Origin of the sequence: Amphritea sp. 1_MG-2023 (assembly GCF_030547545.1) — a bacterium.
GTDB lineage: Bacteria > Pseudomonadota > Gammaproteobacteria > Pseudomonadales > Balneatricaceae > Amphritea.
Genome location: NZ_JAUOQE010000019.1, coordinates 38,322 through 60,324, shown reverse-complemented (window position 1 = coordinate 60,324; position 22,003 = coordinate 38,322). Strand labels below are relative to the sequence as shown.

Here is a 22,003-nt window from a genome sequence, read left to right as displayed (position 1 = left end):
TTGGATAAATATCTAGATCCTAAAAGGTATTGTTTTTTTATTATATGTAAAATAATCTCATTAACTTCACCTGTCATAAAAATATGGGAAAAAAGTCAATGTAAAAAATATGCTGAAGCTTCAATTAAGCATCAACCAATGTTTATCATTGGGGCACCAAGAACGGGGTCAACAATTTTATATCAAACTCTAACAAATCAATTAGATGTTCTTTATATTGACAACTTGGCTTGCAGGTTTAATAAAAATCTTTTTTTTGGGTTTTGGTTGAGTAACTTGTTTTTTAAGCAAAAAGCACATAACTGCTTTTCCTCTAATCATGGGTCGACAAAAGGACTACATTCACCCAGTGAATGCGGTAGCTTTTGGTATAGATGGTTGCCAAGAGATAGACATTTTATAAATCATGATGACGTGACAGATAAAATGGTAAAAGAAATTAGAGAAGAAATAACAGCAATTACAAATAAATATGGTAAGCCTGTAGTTTTTAAGAATTTAAATGCTGGTCAAAGATTAAGGTTTATTAATAAAGCGTTTCCTAATGCTAAAATTATTTTCTTGAGAAGGGACCCGCGTTTTGTTATACGATCAATTTTGAAAGCTAGGGAGAAGCTTGGGGTTGATGTAAACTCTTGGTGGAGTGTTATGCCGCCGAATGTTGAGGAGTTGATGGGTTTGTCAGAAAGTGTTAAGTGTGCGGCGCAAGTATACTTCTTAGAGAAACAAATATCTGATGATTTAAATTTGTTTCCTCAAAACAATATTAAAGTTATTCATTATAAAAATTTAAACCAATTTCTGTTGCAAGGTCTTGCGAAATGGATAGGTGTAAAGCCGAAAGAGGCAGGTCTATTACCTGTTTTTGAGAAGGATTGTTTTTCTGAGCTAGCGCGAGAAGAACAAGAGTATTTAGATGGAATTATTACTAGTTATCCATTTGAGAAGGACTTATTTTTTTGAAAGAGATTTATCGTAAGCTTTGTAGCGATGAGCCATCAATCCCTCTTTTTTCACAGGCCTGGTGGTTAGACGCTGTTGCTGGAGATAACTGGGATGTGTGCCTCGTTGAGAAAGGAGGAGTGGTGGTAGCGAGTATGCCATATACTCGTTCGTCTCGTTTAGGAATGACGGTTATTTCTAAGCCTGCCCTGACGCAAACCCTTGGGCCTTGGATTCGTCCAACCAATGCAAAGTATGCAAAACAGTTATCGACCGAAAAAGAGCTAATGGGAATGTTGATCGACCAACTGCCAGAATACGCCTATTTTAATCAAACATGGCATCATAGTATGCAAAATTGGTTGCCCTTTTTTTGGAGAGGCTTTGAGCAAACGACTAGATACACATACGTGATCGAAGACTTATCAGATATTGATTATGTTTGGGCTAACCTACAAGAAAATATTCGAAGAGAAATACGAAAAGCTACAAATAAAGTCAAGCTTAAGGTTAGAACGGACTTATCTATTGATGATTTTATTGCGCTTAATAAAATGACGTTTTCTCGGCAGGGTAAGGCCATGCCATATTCTCCCAGCTTTATAATAAAAATGGTTACAGAAGCTAAAAAGCGTAACCAATGTCAGTGGTTTATTGCCCAGGATGATAAAGGTCAAAATCACGCAGGGGTCTTAATCATATGGGATGAGCAATCGGCTTATTATCTAATGGGTGGTGGAAATCCGGAGTTACGTAACAGCGGCGCAACCAGTTTATGTATGTGGGAGGCTATCAAATTTTCTTCGACAGTAACACAACGTTTTGATTTTGAAGGTTCTATGATTGAACCCATTGAGCGATTTTTCAGAGGGTTTGGTGCAGTTCAAACGCCTTATAGTATGTTGACTCACGTGCCGAGTAAGCGATTCAGGCTCTTGAAACTCTTACGCGAACTTATAAATCGATGAATCTGAACGCCTTACGCTGGATGGAAGCTATTCTGTTCGACAGATATGGAATTAACTTTACCTTAGTTGAAGTTAATTCCACTATTGCGCTTAGTCACCCGTCATGTCCTGGAAATATAATATTCGATCAATTGAATTCTGACTTTTTAATGGTAGGTGGGAAACTTTTGTTTGGGGTTTGGAATCCAGAGGCTGAGGGCTGGAGTTCTGTCATGAATCTTCCTATACCTATGCCAGGGATGTTGCCTGTTAAAGGAGATCTGATCGAGAAACTTGATGAAGATTATCTTATTCATTATGATATTCTTGGCTTGGCGTATTGGATGCTGACACGAGTGGAAGAAGTCGGTTGCTCTGACTTAGATGTCCACGGGCGCTTTCAAGCCTCATCCTCTCATGCTTATAAATATGGATATTTAAATAGGCCTATTGTAGATGAGTGGTTTGGAGTACTAGGGCAGGTCATTGAGCGTCAGTGGCACGAAGTGACGTTAAAACGTCGAGAGTTTCGTGTAAAAGTTTCTCATGATGTAGACCTCCCAAGTAGATATGGGTTTAAAACTTGGTCCAGACTAGTACGGATAATGGCTGGTGATATACTTATAAGAGGTGATTTTAATGCTTTAGCCGCCCCTTTGATTAAACTCAAAACAAAAAATAAAATGTGGTCCAGAGATCCGTATAATAACATGAAAAAAATAATGGATCTTTCTGATAAATATAATATCAAAAGTGCATTTTATTTTATTTCAGGCTGTACAGATGTCTCCAAAGATTCTGACTATACACTTGATCATCCTGCAATACAGTCGTTGATGATTGAGATCGATTCAAGAAACCATGAAATAGGCCTACATCCTAGTTATGGGGCTTCGTTGGACAGCGCTGCTTTTTTCTCTGAAGTTGATAACCTTAAAGAAACAATGATCTCTTTAGGTATTAGAGTTAAAAAAATTGGAGGGAGAATGCATTATTTACGATTTACTGCTCCAGAAACATTCAGGTTGTGGGGTGATAGTTCTTTTTTACAATATGATTCTTCTCTTGGGTATGCTGATCATAGCGGTTTTCGTGCAGGAACAGCTGTTCCTTATATATATTTTGATCCTATCAAGAAATGCCAAGTGGATATAGTTATTCAGCCTTTAATTGCAATGGAAGTAAGTGTGACTTCTCCTTCCTATCAAAACTTAGGCTTAGGTAACTTGGCTTTAAAACAATTTCTAGAACTGAAAAATACCTGTCGAAAGGTAGGTGGTGATTTTACGTTGTTATGGCATAACTCTAATATGGTCGACAACCAATCATTTGAGCTTTACGAAGCAGTTTTAAGAGGTTAGGTTTAAGTGATTGCGAAAAAAAATACAAGTAAGAAAATACTGATTGTTTCGTGTATTTCTACGGATAAACAGAGTGCTTTTCAAAGAATTAATGGATTTGTTTCGTACTTGTCCGAGTTTGGTCATGACGTGGAAGTTGTCGCGTTAAAATCAAATAATGGACCTTCGTTTTCAGACTTTATGAGCGTTCCAGTCCATGATATTAGTAATAAAGGCTATATTAGCTATTTTAATTTAACGGGGAGGGATTGCTTCGTTGTTCACAAAATTAAGGCTGCATTTAATCTTGTTCTTAATATAACAGGCTTTGAACGTTATAAAAAATGGAAGATTGAGGCGGAGAGGGAGATTAGAATGCTACTAGCCAGTGAAAATTTTGACGTTGTAATTAGTTCGTATGCGCCTGAAGCTGCCCATGAGGTTATACTGAAATTAAAATCAAGTTTTCCTCATATTAAATGGATTGCGGATATGCGTGATGAGATGTCCCATTCTCCATATTTGAAACCAAGGCAGCAGAAAAAAATATATAAAATTGAACAAGATATTTTAAATAAGGCAGATGCGATTGTTTCTGTTTCTAAACCCATTATTGATGGTTTTTTAGAAAACAGTAGAAATCCTGATCTGATCTTTGGGGAAATTAGAAATGGTTATAATTACGAGCCCATTCTATATAAAAAAGTAGCTCCCAGACTTCCTTCAGAAAAATGTAGGCTAGCATTTTTAGGGACTTTTTATGGTGATATAATCCCAAATACATTATTTTCTGCAATAAAAATTTTGGGTGACAATTCATGTTGTTTTGATATTAAATTTATAGGCACTAATTCTGGGGTTCTTATTCCCAATGAGCTATCAGCAATTGTCACAAAATGTGAACCTATTGCTTACGATGATGCAATTAATAATATGAAGTATAAGCAGGATGGTCTTCTTCTTATTTTGCCTAACTCCGGGCGTAGAGGTGTTTATTCCGGAAAGGTATTCGAATATATGGCGTCCGGGACTCCAATACTGGGGATTTTAGATCCTACTGATGTGGCGGCTGATCTTATTAAAGAAAGTTGTACGGGTTATGTGGCTGATTTTAATTGTCCAGATAAAATTGCAGAAATGTTATTGAGTTTTTTAGAGCAGTGGAGATTGGGTTTAAATATACGCGTTAATGACGAGGTGGTTTTGAATCACCATCGAAGAAGCCAAGTCTCTAAACTTAATAATCTTATAGTCAAAGAAATTTTTAATGAACATAGATGAATCTAATAAAACAAAAATCCTGGTTTTCGGGCCTGATTCTATTCACACATTTAAATTTATTAAAATGATAGTCCCTGAATACGATGTTACATTAATTACTGATGGGAATAGTAATTCTTACTTATGCCGAACGATTGTTATGTCTCGGGGTATAAAAATGTTTTTTGAAATTCCAAAAATTATCAAAGAAGTTTGCCCTGATTATATTCATGTCCATACAATTAATCGTGTCACTTTTCCATTGTGCTTTCTTGCTCCTTCAAATATTCCTATTGTATTAAGTGCATGGGGGTCAAGTGTATTAGTTATTCCGTATATAAGTTGGTTCCATAAGAAATTTGTTCAATATTGTTTGAATAAGTCCTCAGTTATCACCGTAGATGCGAATATCGAGCAATATGTGATAGAACGGCTAGTCGATGATAAAGTTGTACGTGAGGCAAACTTTGGCATTGATGACTCTTACTTGAACTTACTAGATGATAGTAACTCAGTGAAAGAGAATATTATTTATTCTCCAAGAAGTCATTCAAATATTTATAATATTGGAAAGGTTATTGATGGTTTCGTTAAGTTCTCAAAATCCAACCCTGAGTGGAGGCTGATTTTAGGTGGTTTCGAGCATGAAGAAAATACTTCCAGATATAAAGAGATAATTAAATCAGCGGGATTGTCTGAACGAGTGCTATTCAAAGGCTTTGTGAGTCCAGAGGAAAATTTAAAATTAAATATCCGGTCAAAAATTGTAGTTTCTGTCCCCCACTCAGATGGTAAATCTCATTCAGTAATGGAGGCTATTTCTTCTGGGGCTATATGTTTCGTTTCTGATATTCCTTCTAATCATGAGCTGATAATGCAAGGAGTTAACGGTTTTTTTGTAGAATCTAATGAAAAGATCGATTTTTCATTATTTAGTGAAATTGATATGGACTTGCTTGAATCTGTCAACAAAAAGCTTGTGACCGGATTTTCTTTTTCAGTTAATTCTTATCGTTTTAAACAGGTATACGAAAATTTATGAGTATTTGGTATCTGCATCATTATGCAGGACATCCTAAAGTTGGAATGTCTTATAGACCTTATTATCTTGCTCGTGCTATGAAGGATCTTCATCAAGAAATGGTTGTTTTTAGTGCAAGTTTTCATCACCTTAAAATCAACGAATGTTCTCAAAAGGACAGAATCGTATTGGAGTATGTTGATGGTATACCATACTGCTGGATAAAAACGAGAGCTTATAGCGGGAATGGTTTTGGACGTATAATCAATATGTTTCAGTTTGCATTTATATTACTCTTAATTAATCCTGTTAAACAACTAGGGTTAACTAAGCCTCGGCATATTATAGTTTCTTCAGCACACCCTTTTCATATTTTAGCTGGCTGGCTATATGCTAAACGTTATAAAGCAAGTCTGTCTTTCGAAATACGTGATATTTGGCCACTTAGTATTATAGAACTATTAGGGATAAGTCGTTTTCACCCTTTATGTGTTTTAATTAAAATTTTTGAAAAATTTGCATTTATTGTATCAGACAGAATAATATCTGTATTACCAAATGCTTGGCCTTATCTTGAAAGAAATGGAGTTAAGCCAAATGATTTTTTCTATCTTCCGAATGGAACTTTAGAGGTTGATGATTCTGAAAGCTATGCTCTTAAAGAAGAAGATGACTTAGTGCTGAAAGCAATGGAAAAAATTATTGACTCGTATCCGAAAGTAATATTTTATGGCGGAGGCCATGGTGTGCCAAATAATTTGGAGCTGCTGATTGAGGCTATGCGCTACGTACCAAGTAAATATGCACTTGTGTTAGTTGGTGACGGTCAATTGAAACCAAAACTAAAGGCTTTAGCGCAAAGCTATAAACTTCGTAATGTGTTTTTTTTAGATAAAGTCAGTAAATCAGCAATCATGTTATTAATAAGAATGTCTGAAATATGTATAATTTCTGCTCATAAAACTCCTTTATATCAGTATGGGGTTAGTATGAATAAGTTGTTTGACTATATGTTAGAGTCTAAACCTGTATTATTTGCTATAGACTCCCCAAATAGTGTTATTGAAAAATCAAAGTGTGGAATAGTATTGGCCTCTGAAAATGCAATTGACGTTGCAGAGGGAATTAAAGATATGTTAGAACTTCCAGATGAAAATCTTTTAAATATGGGCGAGAGAGGGCGTGATTTTGTTTTAAAGAATCATCTTTTTTCCGTACTTGCTCGTAAATTATTAAATGAATTAAATAAAATTGAATTTAAAGGAGGATAATTTTTGCTTTTATATAGTAGTTTTTACCTACTAGTTTGTTTTTTTACTTGGTTTCTTACAGGGAAACTCCTAAGTTATGCATTAAGAAAAAAATTACTTGATGTGCCAAATGAGCGAAGTTTACATGCAAATCCTACTCCGAGAGGGGGAGGAGTTTCTGTTGTTGTTGTTTTTATATTGGGTCTATGCATATTAGTTTTCAGCGATTTTTTGTCAGTAACAAATTTTATTTCTTTTACCTGTGCAGCGCTATTGGTCTCCGTAGTCGGTTTTATCGATGATCATGGTCACGTTCCCGCTCGCTGGAGGATTTTAGTACATGTTAGTGCTGCTCTGCTTTTAGTATTTATGTTGCGCGGAATTCCAGGGTTAATAGTTTTAGGGTTTGAAATAAACTTATCAGCGCTTGGCTATCCAATTGCCATTGTTTATCTAGTATGGCTACTTAATCTTTATAATTTTATGGATGGTATTGATGGTCTTGCCAGCATGGAGGCGATATGTGTATGTATTGGTGCGTCAATCTGTAGTTTCATTATTCAGCAATGTTCTCTGACTGAGTCTTCTATTGTATCGATGTTACTAGCAAGCTCTGTAGCAGGGTTTATGATATGGAATTACCCCCCCGCTAAAATATTCATGGGCGATGCGTGTAGTGGTTTTCTTGGGCTGGTATTAGGGGCGCTATCTTTACTTGCAGTCTGGGAAAACAGTGCAATGCTTTGGTGCTGGATTATTCTCCTTGCTGTATTTATTACTGATGCGACAATGACTCTGTTCAGACGGGTTGTGAGTGGAGAGAAAATATACGAAGCACATAGAAATCATGCATATCAGCATGCAGCCACTTATTTCGGTTCACATCTGCCTGTAGTGTTGGCTGTTGTGTTGATAAATACTCTCTGGCTTTTTCCTATGGCTCTTTTTGTCGCCCTGGATATGATTGATGGCCTTATTGCCATTATAATTTCATATACACCGCTTTTAGTTATTGCTTATAAATTTAATTCTGGTATTTCAGTAATAGAGAGGCGATAATGATTCAATTTTTCGTTAAATTTAGAAGTAGGAAATGAAGTGCTACCTTTCGTGATAAGGATGTCTCGTAATATGAAAAAGGCATTTTTTTTGTTGATTGACTTCTTATTACTTCCAATTTGTTGCTGGTTTAGCTATGCCTTACGTTATGGTGACTGGACTGCCGTCAATTTTGTGCACTGGCCTGCTTACCTACTAGCACCGTTGATCGCGATTCCTATCTTTATCAAGATGGGCATGTATCGGGCGATCATTCGCTATATTGGTTATCGGGCACAGTGGACGGTTGTTAAAGCGGTTTCGCTGTCGGTATTGGTTTGGGCTGTGGCCGTTTATATGATGGCGCTGGATTATAATACGCCTCGATCGGTCATCTTAATATTTTGTTTGGTGGCGGTATTAGTTATTGGCGGTAGCCGAATGGTTGCGCGCTGGATTATTTTGCATCAGTTCCCCGGCGGTAATAGTAAAGCACAAAGACATGCTGATCGGGTGCTTATCTATGGGGCAGGCTCTGCTGGCCGACAGTTGGCTACGGCTTTAGGTGAGTCGGGTGAGTTTTCACCCATCGCCTTTGTTGATCATGATCAAACCTTAAAAGGGATGGATATCAATGATCTACGGGTTTATGACCCTGCCGATATTGCTGCACTAATTGAGCGCTACGATATTGATTCGGTTTTGCTGGCTATTCCTTCGGCTTCTCGGCTGCGAAGAAAAGCGATTGTTGATTCGTTAAGCGGCTTTCACCTCAGAGTGCTAACGTTGCCTGCATTATCGGATATTGCCGGTGGCAAGGTGAGCATGAGTGATGTCCGTGAAGTTGATATTGCCGATCTGCTGGGCCGCGAAGAGGTTCAGCCCAATAAAGCATTGCTTGATGCCTGTATTTTAGGGCAGAGTGTTTTGGTCACTGGGGCAGGGGGATCGATTGGTTCCGAGCTTTGTCGTCAGATTATCAATCAAGCGCCTTCCACGCTGGTGCTTTATGAACAATCAGAGTTCGGCCTTTATTCCATCGAGCAAGAGTTACAGCCGTTAGTAACAGATGGCATTAAAGTGATCGCTGTTTTAGGCTCTGTGCTCGATTCCGCTTATCTCAAGCGAGTGATGACACAATATGGAGTGAACACCATTTACCATGCAGCTGCCTACAAACATGTGCCGCTAGTTGAGGTGAATATGGTTGCCGGTGTGCGTAATAATCTACTCGGCACTTGGAATGCAGCCGAAGCGGCGATTGCATGCGGGGTTAAAAACTTTGTTTTGATATCGACCGATAAAGCGGTTAGGCCAACGAATATCATGGGAGCCAGCAAGCGCTTTGCCGAGCTTGTTTTACAAGCATTGAGTCAGCGGGAACAAGGCCTTGGGCCGCGTTTTGCTATGGTGCGTTTTGGCAATGTGCTGGGTTCATCGGGATCGGTTATTCCCTTGTTTCGGCGTCAGATTCGTGAAGGAGGGCCGGTAACGGTAACCCACCCGCAAATTACGCGTTATTTTATGACGATCCCCGAAGCCTCATCGTTAGTCATTCAGGCGGGCTCGATGGGCTCGTCAGGTGATGTGTTTGTGTTAGATATGGGGAAGCCCGTTAAAATTAACACGCTGGCGAAGCAGATGATCAATTTGACCGGTTTATCGATCAAGGATGCAGATCATCCTGATGGTGATATAGAGATCACCTATACCGGTTTGCGTGATGGTGAAAAACTCTATGAAGAGCTGTTAATTGGTGACAATGTGCAAGCCACCGATCACCCGATGATCATGCGGGCAGAGGAAGATATGCTCGTGTGGGATAAGCTGAAGTGGATATTAGATGAGATGACGCAAGCGTTAAATCATTATGATTACGTTAAAGTGCGTCTGTTACTGTTGGAAGCCGTCAACGGCTATGATCCACAGCATGAAATCGTCGATCCAATGTATGCTCCTCTTTCAGTCGCTACGCTTGAGCATGAAATATAAACTCCTGGAGTATTTCACTGTAGGGTAAGCCTGCGAACCCTGCCATAAGCGATCAGTCATTACCCATGTAATAACATGAAATCGTCGCAGATTATGTTTACCCACACCATCGGTTCGCCAAGCTCACCGACACCCTACAGAAATGCCGTGCTTATTGATAACCTGTGGGAGCCGTGCCTCACGGCGATGTGTTTGATTTGTGGCCGATTCAATCGCGACGAGGGCGTGGCTCGCTACGTTGTGGTGTTTTTGATGGGTATCCAGCGCCACTAGAAAGGGCACTCACAGAGTGATGTTTATGTGGGAGCTGATTGGCTTTGGTCTTATGGATAACCTGTGGGAGCCGTGCCTCACGGCGATGTGTTTGATTTGTGGCTGATTCAATCGCGACGAGGGCGTCGCTTGCTACGTTGTGGTGTTTTTGATGGGTATCCAGCGCCATTAGAAAGGGCACTCACAGGGTGATGTTTATGTGGGAGTTGTTTCTGGGGGGGATTGGCTTTGGTCTCACCTATACGGCCACACCATCGGTTCGCTAAGCTCACCACACCTACAGAAATGCTGTGCTTATGGATAACCTGTGGGAGCTGTTTCTGGCTGTGATTGGCTTTGGTCTCACCTGTACGATCACACCATCGGTTCGCTAAGCTCACCACACCTACAGAAATGCTGTGCTTATAGATAACCTGTGGGAGCCGTGCCTTACGGCGATGTGTTTGATTTGTGGTCGATTCAATCGCGACGAGGGTGTCGCTCGCTACAAAACAATGCGTTTATAGGCGGCGTGTAGAGCACGACTTGAACCATCGACCTACACATTTCTATTAGAGAGTTGAGTCGGGCTTTTTCTTGATGATTTTAAGGGGGGAAATGGTGCCTCTTGATGGACTTGAACCATCGACCTACACATTTCTATTAGAGAGTTGAGTCGAGCTTTTTCTTAGATTTATGAGGTGAATGGCGGTGTATTTCAAGATAGTTGTCGCCTTGATTTTATCTTTATCTGGGTTCAATCGCGACGAGGGCGTCGCTCGCTACTCATTTCTATTAGAGAGTTGAGTCGGGCTTTTTCTTGATGATTTTAAGGGGGGGGAATGGTGCCTCTTGATGGACTTGAACCATCGACCTACACATTTCTATTAGAGAGTTGAGTCGAGCTTTTTCTTGATGATTTTAAGGGGGGAAATGGTGCCTCTTGATGGACTTGAACCATCGACCTACACATTTCTATTAGAGAGTTGAGTCGGGTTTTTTCTTTAAATTATAAAGGAGAAATGGTGCCTCTTGATGGACTTGAACCATCGACCTACCGATTATGAGTCGGGTGCTCTAACCAACTGAGCTAAAGAGGCACATGGGGTTCGGCTGAGATTACGTCTGTTGTAATAGCGAGTAAAATTTTACTATTTCAATCGAGGTAAAAGCCGCTCTCTGAGAGAGGACGCCCATAATACCACAGGATATTATGGGCGCAACGGTCTGATTTAAAAGATTTTAGTGTTCGTCTAGGAAACTGCGCAGATGGTCTGAGCGGCTTGGGTGACGAAGCTTACGCAGTGCCTTCGCTTCAATCTGACGAATACGTTCACGGGTCACATCAAACTGCTTACCAACTTCTTCAAGCGTGTGATCGGTGTTCATGTTAATACCGAAACGCATCCGCAGTACTTTGGCTTCACGAGCGGTTAGGCCTGAGAGGACATCTTTGGTCGCTTCGCGTAGACCTTCGCCTGTGGCGGAGTCTACCGGTGAATCGATGGTGATATCTTCGATAAAATCACCCAAGCTTGAATCTTCATCGTCGCCAATTGGCGTTTCCATGGAGATTGGCTCTTTGGCGATTTTTAGCACTTTACGAATTTTGTCTTCAGGCATATCCATCCGTTCAGCTAACTCTTCAGGAGATGGCTCGCGGCCCATTTCCTGTAGCATCTGACGGGAGATACGATTTAGCTTGTTGATTGTTTCGATCATATGCACCGGAATACGAATGGTACGTGCCTGATCGGCAATCGAACGGGTAATTGCCTGACGAATCCACCAAGTAGCATAAGTCGAGAACTTATAACCGCGACGGTATTCAAACTTATCTACGGCTTTCATCAAGCCGATGTTGCCTTCTTGAATAAGGTCAAGGAACTGCAAACCGCGGTTGGTATATTTTTTAGCGATCGAGATAACCAGACGCAGGTTGGCTTCCACCATCTCTTTTTTAGCTCGACGGGCGCGGGCTTCACCAATCGACATGCGACGGTTAACCTCTTTCATCTCGTTGAGTGTCAGTTGAATATCTTGTTCTGATTGCACCAGTTTTTTCTGCGCGCGACGCAGTTCGATCTCATGACGTCTAAGAATTTTGGCGTAATCCGTATCGGCACTTAACAGGTTGTCTAACCACTCGCTGTTAGTCTCGTTACCTGGGAACTCTTTGATAAACTGACGGCGAGGCATTTTTGCACGCTGAGTACAAATTTGCATAATCGTCCGTTCTTGCTTACGAATCTTATCGATAGAGCTACGCACATTCGTAACCAGCATATCGTAATAACGCGGCGAAAGTTTAATCGGTGAGAAGGCGTCGGCGAGCTCTTCAAATGCTTTCGCGGCGGTTTTGCTGTTACGGCCTTCTTTAGCAACGGCTTTCTTGTAGGTAGAGAAGGTGCTGCGTAATAAGTCAAAACGGCGTTTGGCTTCTTCAGGATCTGGGCCGCGCTCTTTCTCTTCGTCATCATCGTCATCTGCAGCGGCTTCTGCTTGTTGTGCTGCGGATGGGATTTCAACACCGTCATCCGGATCAATATAACCACTGAAGATATCGCTGAGGCGACTTTCTTCTTCTATGGTTAAATCGTATGCAGCCAGAATCGCGTCAACGGAGCCTGGAAACGCGGCTAAGCCGGCCATCACTTCACGTAAGCCTTCTTCAATCCGCTTGGCTATTTCGATCTCGCCTTGACGGGTGAGTAGCTCAACGGTACCCATTTCACGCATATACATACGCACGGGATCGGTGGTGCGTCCGGCATCTGATTCTACCGCGGCCAGTGCGGCAACGGCTTCTTCATCTGCTTCTTCAGCGGAGTCGCCTTCGGTCATCAGCAGGGTTTCTGCATCCGGCGCTTCTTCGGTGACTGAGATACCCATATCGTTGATCATACGGATTATATCTTCGACTTGGTCCGGATCAGCAATATCTTCTGGCAGATGGTCATTAACTTCAGCATAGGTAAGGTAGCCTTGTTCCTTACCTCTTGCGATCAATTCCTTGAGGCGTGACTGCTGCTTTGAGGTATCTGACATAATTGCCCTTCAGTGATGACAAAAGTGAAAAAATTAGCCCGACATTATAGCGATTTCAGGCTAGGAATTCTACAGACCGCTAATGCTTAAGCGGATAATTCCCTTATAAAAATAGACTATTTTCAATGTGCTGCGTAGAAAGATGAAAATCGAGTCTGAGATTTCTCTGTAGCTCAATTATGGGGGTGGTTTGACGAATTTCAAGGCGGATGGTTATTTTTCAGGTGTCTTTCTTAATCGGCTGCCAGCTTGTTGCATGATCAGTTGATTGAGGCGGCGCTTATCTTCGCTACTCAGATGAGGTTGAGATTTTAGCTGAAGGATTTCGCGGTCGAGGTGGCGCTCTTGTAAACGATTCAGGCAATCGCTTAATACCTGCTTGGCATTGTCGAAATCGATAATGGGTGTTTGATGGGCAATCTCATTGAGTTGACGAATCAGTGGCTTGAGGTGCTCGTGTTCTTGCCAGTCGATCGCCAGAATGCCGGGCGTGACGCCGGGGTTTTCTTGTAAATACATGGCGAGTTGGTAGAGCAGTACTTCGGCGCTATCATCAGAATTGGCGAGCACTTCAAGGTCGCGGCACTGATTAGCAAGGGTTGGCAAGTGTAGCAGGATGGATACTGCGGTGCTGCTTGGGTTGAAGTGCACTGCCGATCCGCCTGGTGGTGCGGGGCGAAACTTTTTATGGCTGCCTTTGCCAAACTCCTTTGAGCTTTTTTTGCCTTGGCTAAAGGGTTTTTGTTCAAACCCATGGGGGTCGTACTGGTTTTGCCCGGCATCATGGTAGTCAGATGAAGGCTCAAAATAGCCAGCGTCTTCATAGCTGGCCGCTTCATATGAGTAATCGGGTGCTGGTGCGGCAGCGCTGGCCGTGGTTTCTTGTAAGTTATTCACACTGACAAGCTGCTCTAAGCTGAGGCCGGTGAGATCCGCTATTTTTTCCTGCATCATCTGTTTCAAAATGCCGGGCTGCATTTGATCAATCAAGGGCAGGGCTTGATTACTGAAGCGAGCGCGACCATCGAGTGAGAGCATGTCGGCACCGTCTTCGAGCGTCTTGAAGAAGAAATCAGAGAGCGGCAATGATTCATTTAGGCGTTGCTCAAACTGCTCGCAGCCCTCTTGACGCACGAGGCTATCGGGGTCTTCGCCTTCAGGCAGGAAAAGAAATCGCGCTTGCTTGCCATCAGTAATCACGGGTAACGTGGTGTGCAGTGCGCGTTTTGCGGCTTTACGTCCCGCTTCATCGCCATCGAAACAGAAGATGACTTCGGGCACCATCTTTAGGAGGCGCTCGAGATGTTGTTCGGTGGTGGCGGTGCCGAGAGTAGCGACTGCATAGCCGATACCGTATTGGGCTAAGCCGACAACATCCATATACCCTTCGACAATAATCAGCCGTTCAAGGCTTTGATTAAACTTGCGGGCTTCGTATAGACCGTACAGTTCACGGCTCTTGTGAAAGGTATCGGTTTCTGGCGAGTTGAGATATTTAGGTTTTTCATCGCCGAGCACGCGGCCACCAAAGGCGATGACTCGGCCGCGCATATCACGTATCGGAAACATAATCCGTTCGCGGAAACGATCGTAATAACGGTCGGAATCTTCCTTGTTGATCAGCATGCCGGCTTGTTCTAAGCGCACCTTGGTGGCTTCATCTTTAGCCAGCTTTTTCAGCAGGTTATCCCAGCCAGGTGGCGCATAGCCAATACCAAAGCGAGCGGCAAACTGACCTGTTAGACCGCGGTTTTTAAGATAGTCGACCGCGATCGCTTTATGGGGATGATCTCTGAGCTGATGCTGATAAAAGGCCGATGCTTCTTCCAGTAAGGCGTAGATATCTTTGATACGCTGTTCGCGTTGATGATCAACTGGGCCATCCGTTTTCGGCATTTCAACGCCGGCGAGTTTAGCGAGCTCTTCCACGGCTTCGGGGAAGCTGAGGCGATCATGTTCCATTAAGAAACTAAGCGAGTTGCCGCCTGCGCCACAGCCAAAGCAGTAGTAAAACTGTTTTTCGTTATTGACGGTAAACGAGGGGGATTTTTCTTTATGAAACGGACAGAGGCCGGAATAGTTTTTTCCGGTGCGTTTTAGCTTGACGCGAGCTTCAACGATATCGAGAACGTTAACACGTGCAAGAAGATCATCAATGAATGCCTGAGGAATGCGTCCGGCCATGGTGTCAGACTACCTGCTGATAAGGGAAGGGGCAGCAGTTATTTAACTATTTAAAGCGTTTTTGACCAGCTTGCTGATAGTGCCCATATCGGCGCGCCCTTGAGCCTGCGGCTTAACTAGAGCCATGACTTTGCCCATATCTTGCATGCTTTGCGCACCAGAATCGACGACGGCTTGCTTAACAATAGCGGCAATTTCAGCTTCTATAAGCGGCTGAGGCAGGAACTCCTTGATAACAAGAAGCTCCTGTTGCTCAATATCGGCCAGATCATCACGACCGGCAGTATTAAACTGCTCGATCGAATCGCGGCGCTGTTTTTGCATTTTGTCTAGCGTCGCGAGAACGCGGGCATCATCCAGCTCAATACGCTCATCCACTTCGATGCGTTTAAGCTCAGACAGGATCATTCGGATAGTACCTAGGCGCTCTTTTGCTTTGGCGCGCATGGCTGCTTTCATCTCGGTACTGATGCGTTGCTTCAGTTCAGACATGCCGATCTCCTGTCTATATTGTGCTGATTAATGCGTGGTGAAGATCTTAGTACAGACGTACGCGGCGTTGGTTTTCGCGCTGAACTTTCTTCAGGTGACGCTTAACAGCAGCAGCAGCTTTACGTTTACGGATTGAAGTTGGCTTTTCGTAGAATTCACGACGACGCACTTCAGCCAAAACACCGGCTTTTTCGCAAGAACGCTTGAAACGACGCAGAGCTACGTCAAATGGCTCGTTTTCTTTAACTTTAACTGCTGGCATATAATACCTTACCTTTCCTGTAGAAATTTAATGTCTGTTCCGCTGAGTATTAGACACAGCTGGCCAATAAGGGCCGGTATTTTATTCTTATGGATCGACAGTGTAAAGCCTAAATACGATGAAATGATTGTTAAAATGGATGATAATAGCTCGATCTTAAGTGCCAGCGGCTTTGAGGCGGGTATTTATCCATGTTTATGAGTGAGAATAGTTAACAATGCGTGTGTTAGGAATCGAAACCTCCTGTGATGAAACCGGCGTGGCTATCTACGACAGTGAGGCCGGCTTATTGGGCGATGCGCTGTATAGTCAGATAGCTGTGCATGCTGAATATGGTGGCGTGGTGCCAGAACTTGCCTCCCGCGATCATGTACGCAAGCTGTTACCGTTGGTTAACGAGGTATTACAGCAGGCGGGTATGCAGGGTAGTGAGTTGGATGCCGTGGCTTATACGGCCGGTCCTGGGCTTATCGGTGCGCTGATGGTTGGGGCTTCTACAGGGCGAGCGATGGCTTTGGCTTGGGGAATCCCCGCTATTGGGGTGCATCATATGGAAGGACACCTGTTAGCGCCGATGCTGGAAGAACAGCCACCGGCGTTCCCGTTCGTTGCGCTGTTAGTGTCCGGTGGACATACACAGTTAGTGCAGGTCGATGGTATCGGCGAATATACATTGCTGGGTGAATCTTTAGATGATGCCGCGGGTGAGGCGTTCGATAAGGCGGCTAAAATGATCGGCCTTAACTATCCCGGTGGGCCGGAAGTGGCGCGTTTAGCGGCGCAGGGCGATCAGAGTCGGTTTCGTTTTCCGCGACCAATGACCGACCGACCAGGCTTGGATTTTAGCTTCAGCGGCTTGAAAACCTTTACCTTGAATACCGCCAATGATCTTCGAGTAGAGGGCGAGTTATCCGATAAGGATCGCTGTGATATTGCAGCCGCCTTTGAAAATGCGGTGGTGGATACGTTGGCAATCAAGTGTCGTCGAGCGTTACAGCAAACGGGCTTTAAGCAGTTAATTATTGCCGGTGGTGTCAGTGCTAATCAGCGTTTACGCGATCGTCTAGAAGCGATGGTTAAAAAAGAGCGTGCTGCTTTGTTTTACGCGCGTCCGCGTTTTTGCACCGATAATGGCGCGATGATCGCTTATGCCGGATGTCAGCGTTTGATGGCGGGACAGAGCAGTGATCTATCGATTCAATGTCAGCCTCGCTGGCCAATGGACACTCTTCCATCGATTGCACTTTGATGCCGTCGGTTTTCAGGCATTCATGAAGCGCTTCATATTCAATTGTCCCCGTTGTATCTTTCAGCGATGAATGATTAGTGATCTCCATCGCACGGCAGTCAATCAGTCTGACGTGCGATGGAGCCTTCAGATGGTGGCTTGATGGCTGCTTGCTACGGTTTGAATTACAGTGGTTTTTCTCTGTGATTCAATAAATTGCGTATGTTTTGATGATGCGTCGCTAATATTAAGCTGCTCATTATGATGACGGGTATGAGTAGCGGTGGGTTGAGCAGCCAGCAGAATATCGGGCTTAGCAAGGCCATGCTCACGGCGGCGAGGGATGAGATACGCCGAATAGCCAGTAGTACAAGCCAGACACCCGCCTGCAGTATCGCCAGCCGATAATCCAAAAGTAAGCAGCAACCGAGCATAGTGGCGACGCCTTTGCCGCCGCTGAAGCGTAAGAAAATAGACCATATATGGCCGATCAAGGCGCAGATACCGACGAGTGCCTGATTAAACAGCGCGAAATCCATCCAGCGAGCGATGGAGATGGCCAGCATGCCTTTACACAGATCACCCGTCAGCGTGAGCAAGGCGGCAGGCCAGTTGCCCGTCCTTAGTACATTGGTTGCCCCGGGGTTACCAGAGCCCAGTTGACGAGGATCATCGATCCCCATAAAGTGGCATATAAGCACCGCATTAGATACAGAACCGAGTAGATAAGCGATAGCCATCACGGACAGTGTTATTATGGCATCGGCTTCGATCATAGGTGTGTTTCGCCGTTGTTAATAAGTAACTATTTTTTATAGCGTACTTAAGCCAAGGATGAAAGGAATATTGCGACGCTAAGGAGTTCAGGGATGAAGAAAGTGATAGTACTAACGTTGCTCTTATGGGCAAACGATGTTTTTGCTGGGTTGCGAATGGATGATGGCAGCTTGATTAGGGCAGGTGATAATATTGATCTTCTCTATGCGCATTGGGGCAAAGAAGATTTACGCCTCAGGAGTAAGAAAACCTGTAACCATATCATTCAGTTAAAGCGAAGTTACTGTTCTACTCGACGACTCGTTTGGGTAAGTGATGGCCGTTATATACTGGTACAGGTGTTAGGGCGTATGATTATTAAAACAGGTTGGACTCGATCAAAGCGAGCGCTGCAAGATGCGCTTTAATTAATTTGTGAAAAATCTGATATCGATTGCTGATTGTAAGGGTTTTGTCTTGGATATTGTGTACATTGAGGGTTTAACCGTAGAGACCGTGATCGGAATCTATGACTGGGAGCGTGAGATTCGTCAGCGCGTGTGTTTGGATATTGAGATGGCAACGGATATTCAGCAGGCGGCCGCCGCTGAAGATATCGATCGCACACTGAATTATAAAACCGTCTCTGATCGCTTAATTAGTTTTATTGAAAGCAGTGAGTTTTTGCTGGTTGAAACTATGGCGGAAGAGATTGCGCAGATTGTGTTGGATGAGTTTGATGTTCGCTGGCTCAAGTTGAAATTAGGTAAACCGGGTGCCGTGCCAATGGCACGAGATGTCGGTGTCATTATTGAACGAGGAGAGCGCTTCTAATGGCTGAGGTGTTTGTGAGTATCGGTAGTAATACTCAACGTGAAGTTTATATTCAACGTTGTCTTGATGCATTGGATGCACAATTTACAAAATTGCAGTTATCGCCTGTGTATGAAAGCGAGGCCGTCGGCTTTGTTGGGGATAGTTTTTATAACCTAGTGGCATCGTTTAAAACGGATCTACCGGTTGGCGAATTGAGTAAACAACTCAAGCAGATAGAGGATGATAATGATCGTTGTCGCACCGCGGAGAAGTTTAGCGGCCGTACGCTAGATGTGGATATTCTCACTTATGATGCACTGATCGGCAAGATCGATGGTGTGACATTGCCGCGTGAGGAGATTACCGAAAATGCGTTTGTCTTGTGGCCTTTAGCCGAACTGGCACCCAAAGCTCGGCATCCGGTGCTGGCGGAGACTTATCAACAGCTGTGGTTGGATTACGATAAAACCAAACAAGCGTTGAACCCAGTGCCATTTATCTGGCGAGACAAGGATCTTTCTGCCTGATTTATACAGCAGCACGACTAATCAAAAGGGGTAGGTGATGGATATGGGCTCAGTTATTTTTCTGGTTGTTGTGGCGGCGTTGGTGTTCTATGTGGTGGCGATTTATAACCGTTTAGTCACATTGAAGAATCGTTTTCAAAACAGCTTCGCGCAAATCGATGTGCAGCTGAAGCGGCGTTATGACTTGATTCCTAATTTAGTCGAAACCGCGAAAGCCTACCTTGAGCATGAACGCGGTACGCTGGAGGCCGTTATTGCGGCGCGTAATGATGCGCTGGCGGGCCTTAAAGCGGCGGCGGCTGATCCTGGCAGTGCTCAAGCGTTATCGCAATTGGCGCAGGCCGAAGGGGGCTTGCAAGGCGCCCTCGGTAAGCTAAATATCGTGGTTGAGGCCTATCCAGAACTGAAAGCCGACACCAATATGCGTCAACTCAGTGAAGAGCTAACGTCTACTGAAAATCGTGTTGCTTTTTCACGTCAAGCATTCAACGATGCGGTGACTGAATACAATAGTTATAAACAGAGCTTTCCGCCGGTGATATTGGCTGGAACCTTTGGTCATGCGCAAGATGCTTCATTGCTTGAATTTGCGGATAAAGAGCAGCTACAAGAAGTGCCTAAAGTGAGCTTTTGATACTCGCGTGGTTAAAGCCTGAGAGCGGCGAATCGTATGAATTTTTATAGGGCGCAGGATCAAGCGCGTCAGCGTAGCCGCCTCTTGCTATTGCTGTTTGTATTATTGAATATTGGCTTAGTCTGTCTCATCAATCTCCTGTTTGCTTGGTATCTTTGGGTCAACGATGATCCGCTTTTGTTAGCCGATCGTGTCTTTCTGGATTACCTGAGTTGGCAGCGGATTGCGGTGGTTGCGCTAGCCATCGCATTGTTATTGCTGTTTGCAAGCTGGCTGAAATGGCTCGATGTTAAACAAGGAGGCGGTGCTGTTGCGCAACAGCTAGGTGGTGAACAGGTATTACCACTGACCACGGATGCGGCTGAACGTCGCTTGATCAATGTGGTTGAGGAGATGGCGTTGGCCGCGGGTGTGCCGGTACCGCCGGTATATGTGATGCAACGAGAGATGGGTATCAATGCATTTGCGGCGGGATTAGGGTTAACCGATGCGGCGATTTGTGTCACACGAGGTACCTTAGATAGTCTGAGTCGAGATCAACTGCAGGGTGTTATTGCGCATGAGTTTAGCCATATTTTGAATGGCGATATGCGTCTCAATATGCGTTTGCTGGTGATGTTACATGGGATGGTTTTCTTTGCCGAGTTGGGGCGAGTGTTTGTCAGTAGTCGCTCTAGCTGGTGGGTTGACTCGACCAAATCTCGTCGTTCTAATCGTGGCTATTTAGTGTTGTTAGGTCTCGGATTGATGCTCATCGGTTGGTGTGGCGTGATGGCGGGAAACATGATTAAGGCGGCGATTAGTCGTCAACGTGAGTTTCTTGCGGATGCCTCAGCGGTGCAGTTTACCCGTAATCCGGACGGCATCGCTGGGGCACTAAAAGTGATCGGCGGCAGTCATGTTCAAGGACGTGTGCAGCACCCGGAATGTCAAGAAGCGGGACATCTGTTTTTTGCCGCGGTGATGCCGAGTTGGCTATGGTCGACGCATCCACCACTGGATGTGCGTATTCGCAAAGTTGATCCCCGTTGGGACGGACAATACCTTGAGCCGCAGCCATCCTTAAAGTCTGCCGAGCAGGATGTGGATGGAAAAATTAAAGCTAACCGTCCTGAGGCGCAGGTTATCGAGGGCTTGCTTGGCGCGTTGGCCGGCGCCGAGTTGATGGATTATGCGGCGCCGGATCAACACCGTCAGGTCGCGGCGGAGCATCACCTCTACTCGTTAGCCAGAGATCCTTATGATGCGAGAATGATACTGTTAGGTTTACTCATGGATGGGGATCATGCGCTTCGGCAGCAGCAATTGAATCTAATTCAGGCGGAAGATACCGCCCTCTGTAGCCGCCTCATGGCGTGTCTCGATCAGTTTGAGTTACTGTCAAGAGCCGACTATTTGCCCTTAATAGAGTTAACCTTGCCCGCCTTAAAATCGCAATCCGCTAATCAATACAAAGCCTTTAAACGGTTGTTATTAAAAGTCGTGCAGGCGGATCGACAGATTGATCTGTTTGAATGGGTATTGTATCAACTGGTGAGCCGTTATTGCGATGCGCATTTCGGTGCGCGACGCGCGCGAGAAAATAAGCATAAGCAGATCGCATCGTTAGCCGATGAGTATGCGCTAGTTATCTCGATGCTTGCTTATCATGGAGAAACCGCTGACGATATAACGTTGAAAGCCTTTAATCGGGGGGCTGGTATGGTCGGCCTGTATACGCTCAAGCAGGTTAAGCCGGCGGCGTGTACGCGAGAAGCTTTTGCCGCGGCTGTATCGACATTGGCGACGGCGACGCCTTTTTTACGTCAGCGGATGCTCAAAGGTATGGTGCAAGTGGTACGTCATGATGGTCAGATATTGCCGATTGAGCGGGAGTTGATCACGGCGATTGCCGCGGTGATGGAAAGCCCACTGATTGGCTTAGATGACGCATGAAAATACATGGCGCATAAAAACTATGAGCGGTTGCTATCTTTTTAGTCGCGCTATTTTTAATCGTTCTATTATGAGTCGC

General features: G+C 44.1%; 19 protein-coding genes and 1 tRNA gene. 14 read left to right on the top strand and 6 right to left on the bottom strand.

The genetic code is table 11. From position 1 onward, the window contains the following. From Q4488_RS11455 to Q4488_RS11420, 8 genes are all read left to right on the top strand, one after another. On the top strand, window positions 1-963 hold the full coding sequence (locus tag Q4488_RS11455; protein WP_303580607.1) for a sulfotransferase: 963 nt from the start codon (window positions 1-3) through the stop codon (window positions 961-963). Further along, entirely contained in the window at window positions 960-1,910 is a 951-nt protein-coding gene (locus tag Q4488_RS11450; protein ID WP_303580606.1) for a GNAT family N-acetyltransferase, read from the top strand. Before Q4488_RS11455 ends, Q4488_RS11450 begins: the two co-directional genes overlap by 4 nt. A gap of 20 nt (window positions 1,911-1,930) precedes the next feature. Then, a complete protein-coding gene (locus Q4488_RS11445; protein ID WP_303580605.1) occupies window positions 1,931-3,250 on the top strand; it encodes a polysaccharide deacetylase family protein in 1,320 nt (439 codons plus the stop codon). Window positions 3,251-3,256: 6 nt separating this feature from the next. Next, a complete protein-coding gene (locus Q4488_RS11440) occupies window positions 3,257-4,510 on the top strand; it encodes a hypothetical protein (RefSeq protein ID WP_303580604.1) in 1,254 nt (417 codons plus the stop codon). Continuing rightward, a complete protein-coding gene (locus tag Q4488_RS11435; RefSeq protein ID WP_303580603.1) occupies window positions 4,497-5,531 on the top strand; it encodes a glycosyltransferase family 4 protein in 1,035 nt (344 codons plus the stop codon). Before Q4488_RS11440 ends, Q4488_RS11435 begins: the two co-directional genes overlap by 14 nt. Further along, on the top strand, window positions 5,528-6,781 hold the full coding sequence (locus tag Q4488_RS11430; protein ID WP_303580602.1) for a glycosyltransferase family 4 protein: 1,254 nt from the start codon (window positions 5,528-5,530) through the stop codon (window positions 6,779-6,781). Before Q4488_RS11435 ends, Q4488_RS11430 begins: the two co-directional genes overlap by 4 nt. Before the next feature lie 3 nt (window positions 6,782-6,784). After that, on the top strand, window positions 6,785-7,819 hold the full coding sequence (locus Q4488_RS11425; RefSeq protein ID WP_303580601.1) for a glycosyltransferase family 4 protein: 1,035 nt from the start codon (window positions 6,785-6,787) through the stop codon (window positions 7,817-7,819). Window positions 7,820-7,891: 72 nt separating this feature from the next. After that, a complete protein-coding gene (locus Q4488_RS11420) occupies window positions 7,892-9,790 on the top strand; it encodes a nucleoside-diphosphate sugar epimerase/dehydratase (RefSeq protein WP_303580600.1) in 1,899 nt (632 codons plus the stop codon). Between the two features lie 1,275 nt (window positions 9,791-11,065). Here the strand turns inward: Q4488_RS11420 and Q4488_RS11415 are convergent. The 5 genes from Q4488_RS11415 to rpsU all read right to left on the bottom strand — a co-directional run bounded on the left by Q4488_RS11415 (window position 11,066) and on the right by rpsU (window position 16,028). Continuing rightward, window positions 11,066-11,142: transfer RNA gene (locus Q4488_RS11415), tRNA-Ile, on the bottom strand. 142 nt (window positions 11,143-11,284) lie between these two features. Next, on the bottom strand, window positions 11,285-13,090 hold the full coding sequence (gene rpoD, locus Q4488_RS11410; protein ID WP_303580599.1) for an RNA polymerase sigma factor RpoD: 1,806 nt from the start codon (window positions 13,088-13,090) through the stop codon (window positions 11,285-11,287). Between the two features lie 213 nt (window positions 13,091-13,303). Further along, window positions 13,304-15,274, bottom strand: coding sequence for a DNA primase (gene dnaG / locus Q4488_RS11405; protein WP_303580598.1), 1,971 nt, complete (start codon window positions 15,272-15,274; stop codon window positions 13,304-13,306). A 42-nt stretch (window positions 15,275-15,316) separates the two neighbouring features. Continuing rightward, the gene (locus Q4488_RS11400; protein ID WP_303580597.1) at window positions 15,317-15,766 is read right to left on the bottom strand and encodes a GatB/YqeY domain-containing protein; all 450 of its coding nucleotides are present in this window, start codon (window positions 15,764-15,766) and stop codon (window positions 15,317-15,319) included. Between the two features lie 46 nt (window positions 15,767-15,812). After that, complete coding sequence (gene rpsU / locus Q4488_RS11395) at window positions 15,813-16,028, bottom strand: 30S ribosomal protein S21 (RefSeq protein ID WP_019622914.1); 216 nt, start codon at window positions 16,026-16,028, stop codon at window positions 15,813-15,815. Between the two features lie 217 nt (window positions 16,029-16,245). Between rpsU and tsaD the strand changes: the two genes are divergently transcribed. Beyond that, window positions 16,246-17,277 (top strand): tRNA (adenosine(37)-N6)-threonylcarbamoyltransferase complex transferase subunit TsaD, encoded by a 1,032-nt coding sequence (gene tsaD, locus Q4488_RS11390; RefSeq protein ID WP_303580596.1) that lies wholly within the window; start codon window positions 16,246-16,248, stop codon window positions 17,275-17,277. A 164-nt stretch (window positions 17,278-17,441) separates the two neighbouring features. Here tsaD and plsY read toward each other — a convergent pair whose 3' ends face one another. After that, complete coding sequence (gene plsY, locus Q4488_RS11385) at window positions 17,442-18,032, bottom strand: glycerol-3-phosphate 1-O-acyltransferase PlsY (RefSeq protein WP_303580595.1); 591 nt, start codon at window positions 18,030-18,032, stop codon at window positions 17,442-17,444. Window positions 18,033-18,125: 93 nt separating this feature from the next. Between plsY and Q4488_RS11380 the strand changes: the two genes are divergently transcribed. From Q4488_RS11380 to Q4488_RS11360, 5 genes are read left to right on the top strand one after another with little or no spacing between them, the layout of a single operon-like run. Further along, window positions 18,126-18,440, top strand: a complete 315-nt coding sequence (locus tag Q4488_RS11380; RefSeq protein ID WP_303580594.1) for a hypothetical protein — start codon at window positions 18,126-18,128, stop codon at window positions 18,438-18,440. A gap of 49 nt (window positions 18,441-18,489) precedes the next feature. Beyond that, window positions 18,490-18,846, top strand: coding sequence for a dihydroneopterin aldolase (gene folB / locus Q4488_RS11375; RefSeq protein ID WP_303580593.1), 357 nt, complete (start codon window positions 18,490-18,492; stop codon window positions 18,844-18,846). Beyond that, complete coding sequence (gene folK / locus Q4488_RS11370; protein ID WP_303580592.1) at window positions 18,846-19,355, top strand: 2-amino-4-hydroxy-6-hydroxymethyldihydropteridine diphosphokinase; 510 nt, start codon at window positions 18,846-18,848, stop codon at window positions 19,353-19,355. Before folB ends, folK begins: the two co-directional genes overlap by 1 nt. Window positions 19,356-19,392: 37 nt before the next feature. Then, window positions 19,393-19,989 (top strand): LemA family protein, encoded by a 597-nt coding sequence (locus Q4488_RS11365; RefSeq protein WP_303580591.1) that lies wholly within the window; start codon window positions 19,393-19,395, stop codon window positions 19,987-19,989. A gap of 36 nt (window positions 19,990-20,025) precedes the next feature. Continuing rightward, on the top strand, window positions 20,026-21,924 hold the full coding sequence (locus tag Q4488_RS11360) for a M48 family metallopeptidase (protein ID WP_303580590.1): 1,899 nt from the start codon (window positions 20,026-20,028) through the stop codon (window positions 21,922-21,924). The last annotated feature ends 79 nt before the right edge of the window (window positions 21,925-22,003 follow it).

Bases quoted from the DNA above. Each gene is read 5' to 3' on its own strand.
- Q4488_RS11445 (WP_303580605.1), top strand. From the start codon at position 1,931: ATGGAAGCTATTCTGTTCGACAGATATGGAATTAACTTTACCTTAGTT.
- Q4488_RS11435 (WP_303580603.1), top strand. From the start codon at position 4,497: ATGAACATAGATGAATCTAATAAAACAAAAATCCTGGTTTTCGGGCCT.
- Q4488_RS11430 (WP_303580602.1), top strand. From the start codon at position 5,528: ATGAGTATTTGGTATCTGCATCATTATGCAGGACATCCTAAAGTTGGA.
- Q4488_RS11420 (WP_303580600.1), top strand. From the start codon at position 7,892: ATGAAAAAGGCATTTTTTTTGTTGATTGACTTCTTATTACTTCCAATT.
- rpoD (WP_303580599.1), bottom strand. From the start codon at position 13,090: ATGTCAGATACCTCAAAGCAGCAGTCACGCCTCAAGGAATTGATCGCA.
- dnaG (WP_303580598.1), bottom strand. From the start codon at position 15,274: ATGGCCGGACGCATTCCTCAGGCATTCATTGATGATCTTCTTGCACGT.
- Q4488_RS11400 (WP_303580597.1), bottom strand. From the start codon at position 15,766: ATGTCTGAACTGAAGCAACGCATCAGTACCGAGATGAAAGCAGCCATG.
- rpsU (WP_019622914.1), bottom strand. From the start codon at position 16,028: ATGCCAGCAGTTAAAGTTAAAGAAAACGAGCCATTTGACGTAGCTCTG.
- tsaD (WP_303580596.1), top strand. From the start codon at position 16,246: ATGCGTGTGTTAGGAATCGAAACCTCCTGTGATGAAACCGGCGTGGCT.
- plsY (WP_303580595.1), bottom strand. From the start codon at position 18,032: ATGATCGAAGCCGATGCCATAATAACACTGTCCGTGATGGCTATCGCT.
- Q4488_RS11380 (WP_303580594.1), top strand. From the start codon at position 18,126: ATGAAGAAAGTGATAGTACTAACGTTGCTCTTATGGGCAAACGATGTT.
- folK (WP_303580592.1), top strand. From the start codon at position 18,846: ATGGCTGAGGTGTTTGTGAGTATCGGTAGTAATACTCAACGTGAAGTT.
- Q4488_RS11365 (WP_303580591.1), top strand. From the start codon at position 19,393: ATGGATATGGGCTCAGTTATTTTTCTGGTTGTTGTGGCGGCGTTGGTG.
- Q4488_RS11360 (WP_303580590.1), top strand. From the start codon at position 20,026: ATGAATTTTTATAGGGCGCAGGATCAAGCGCGTCAGCGTAGCCGCCTC.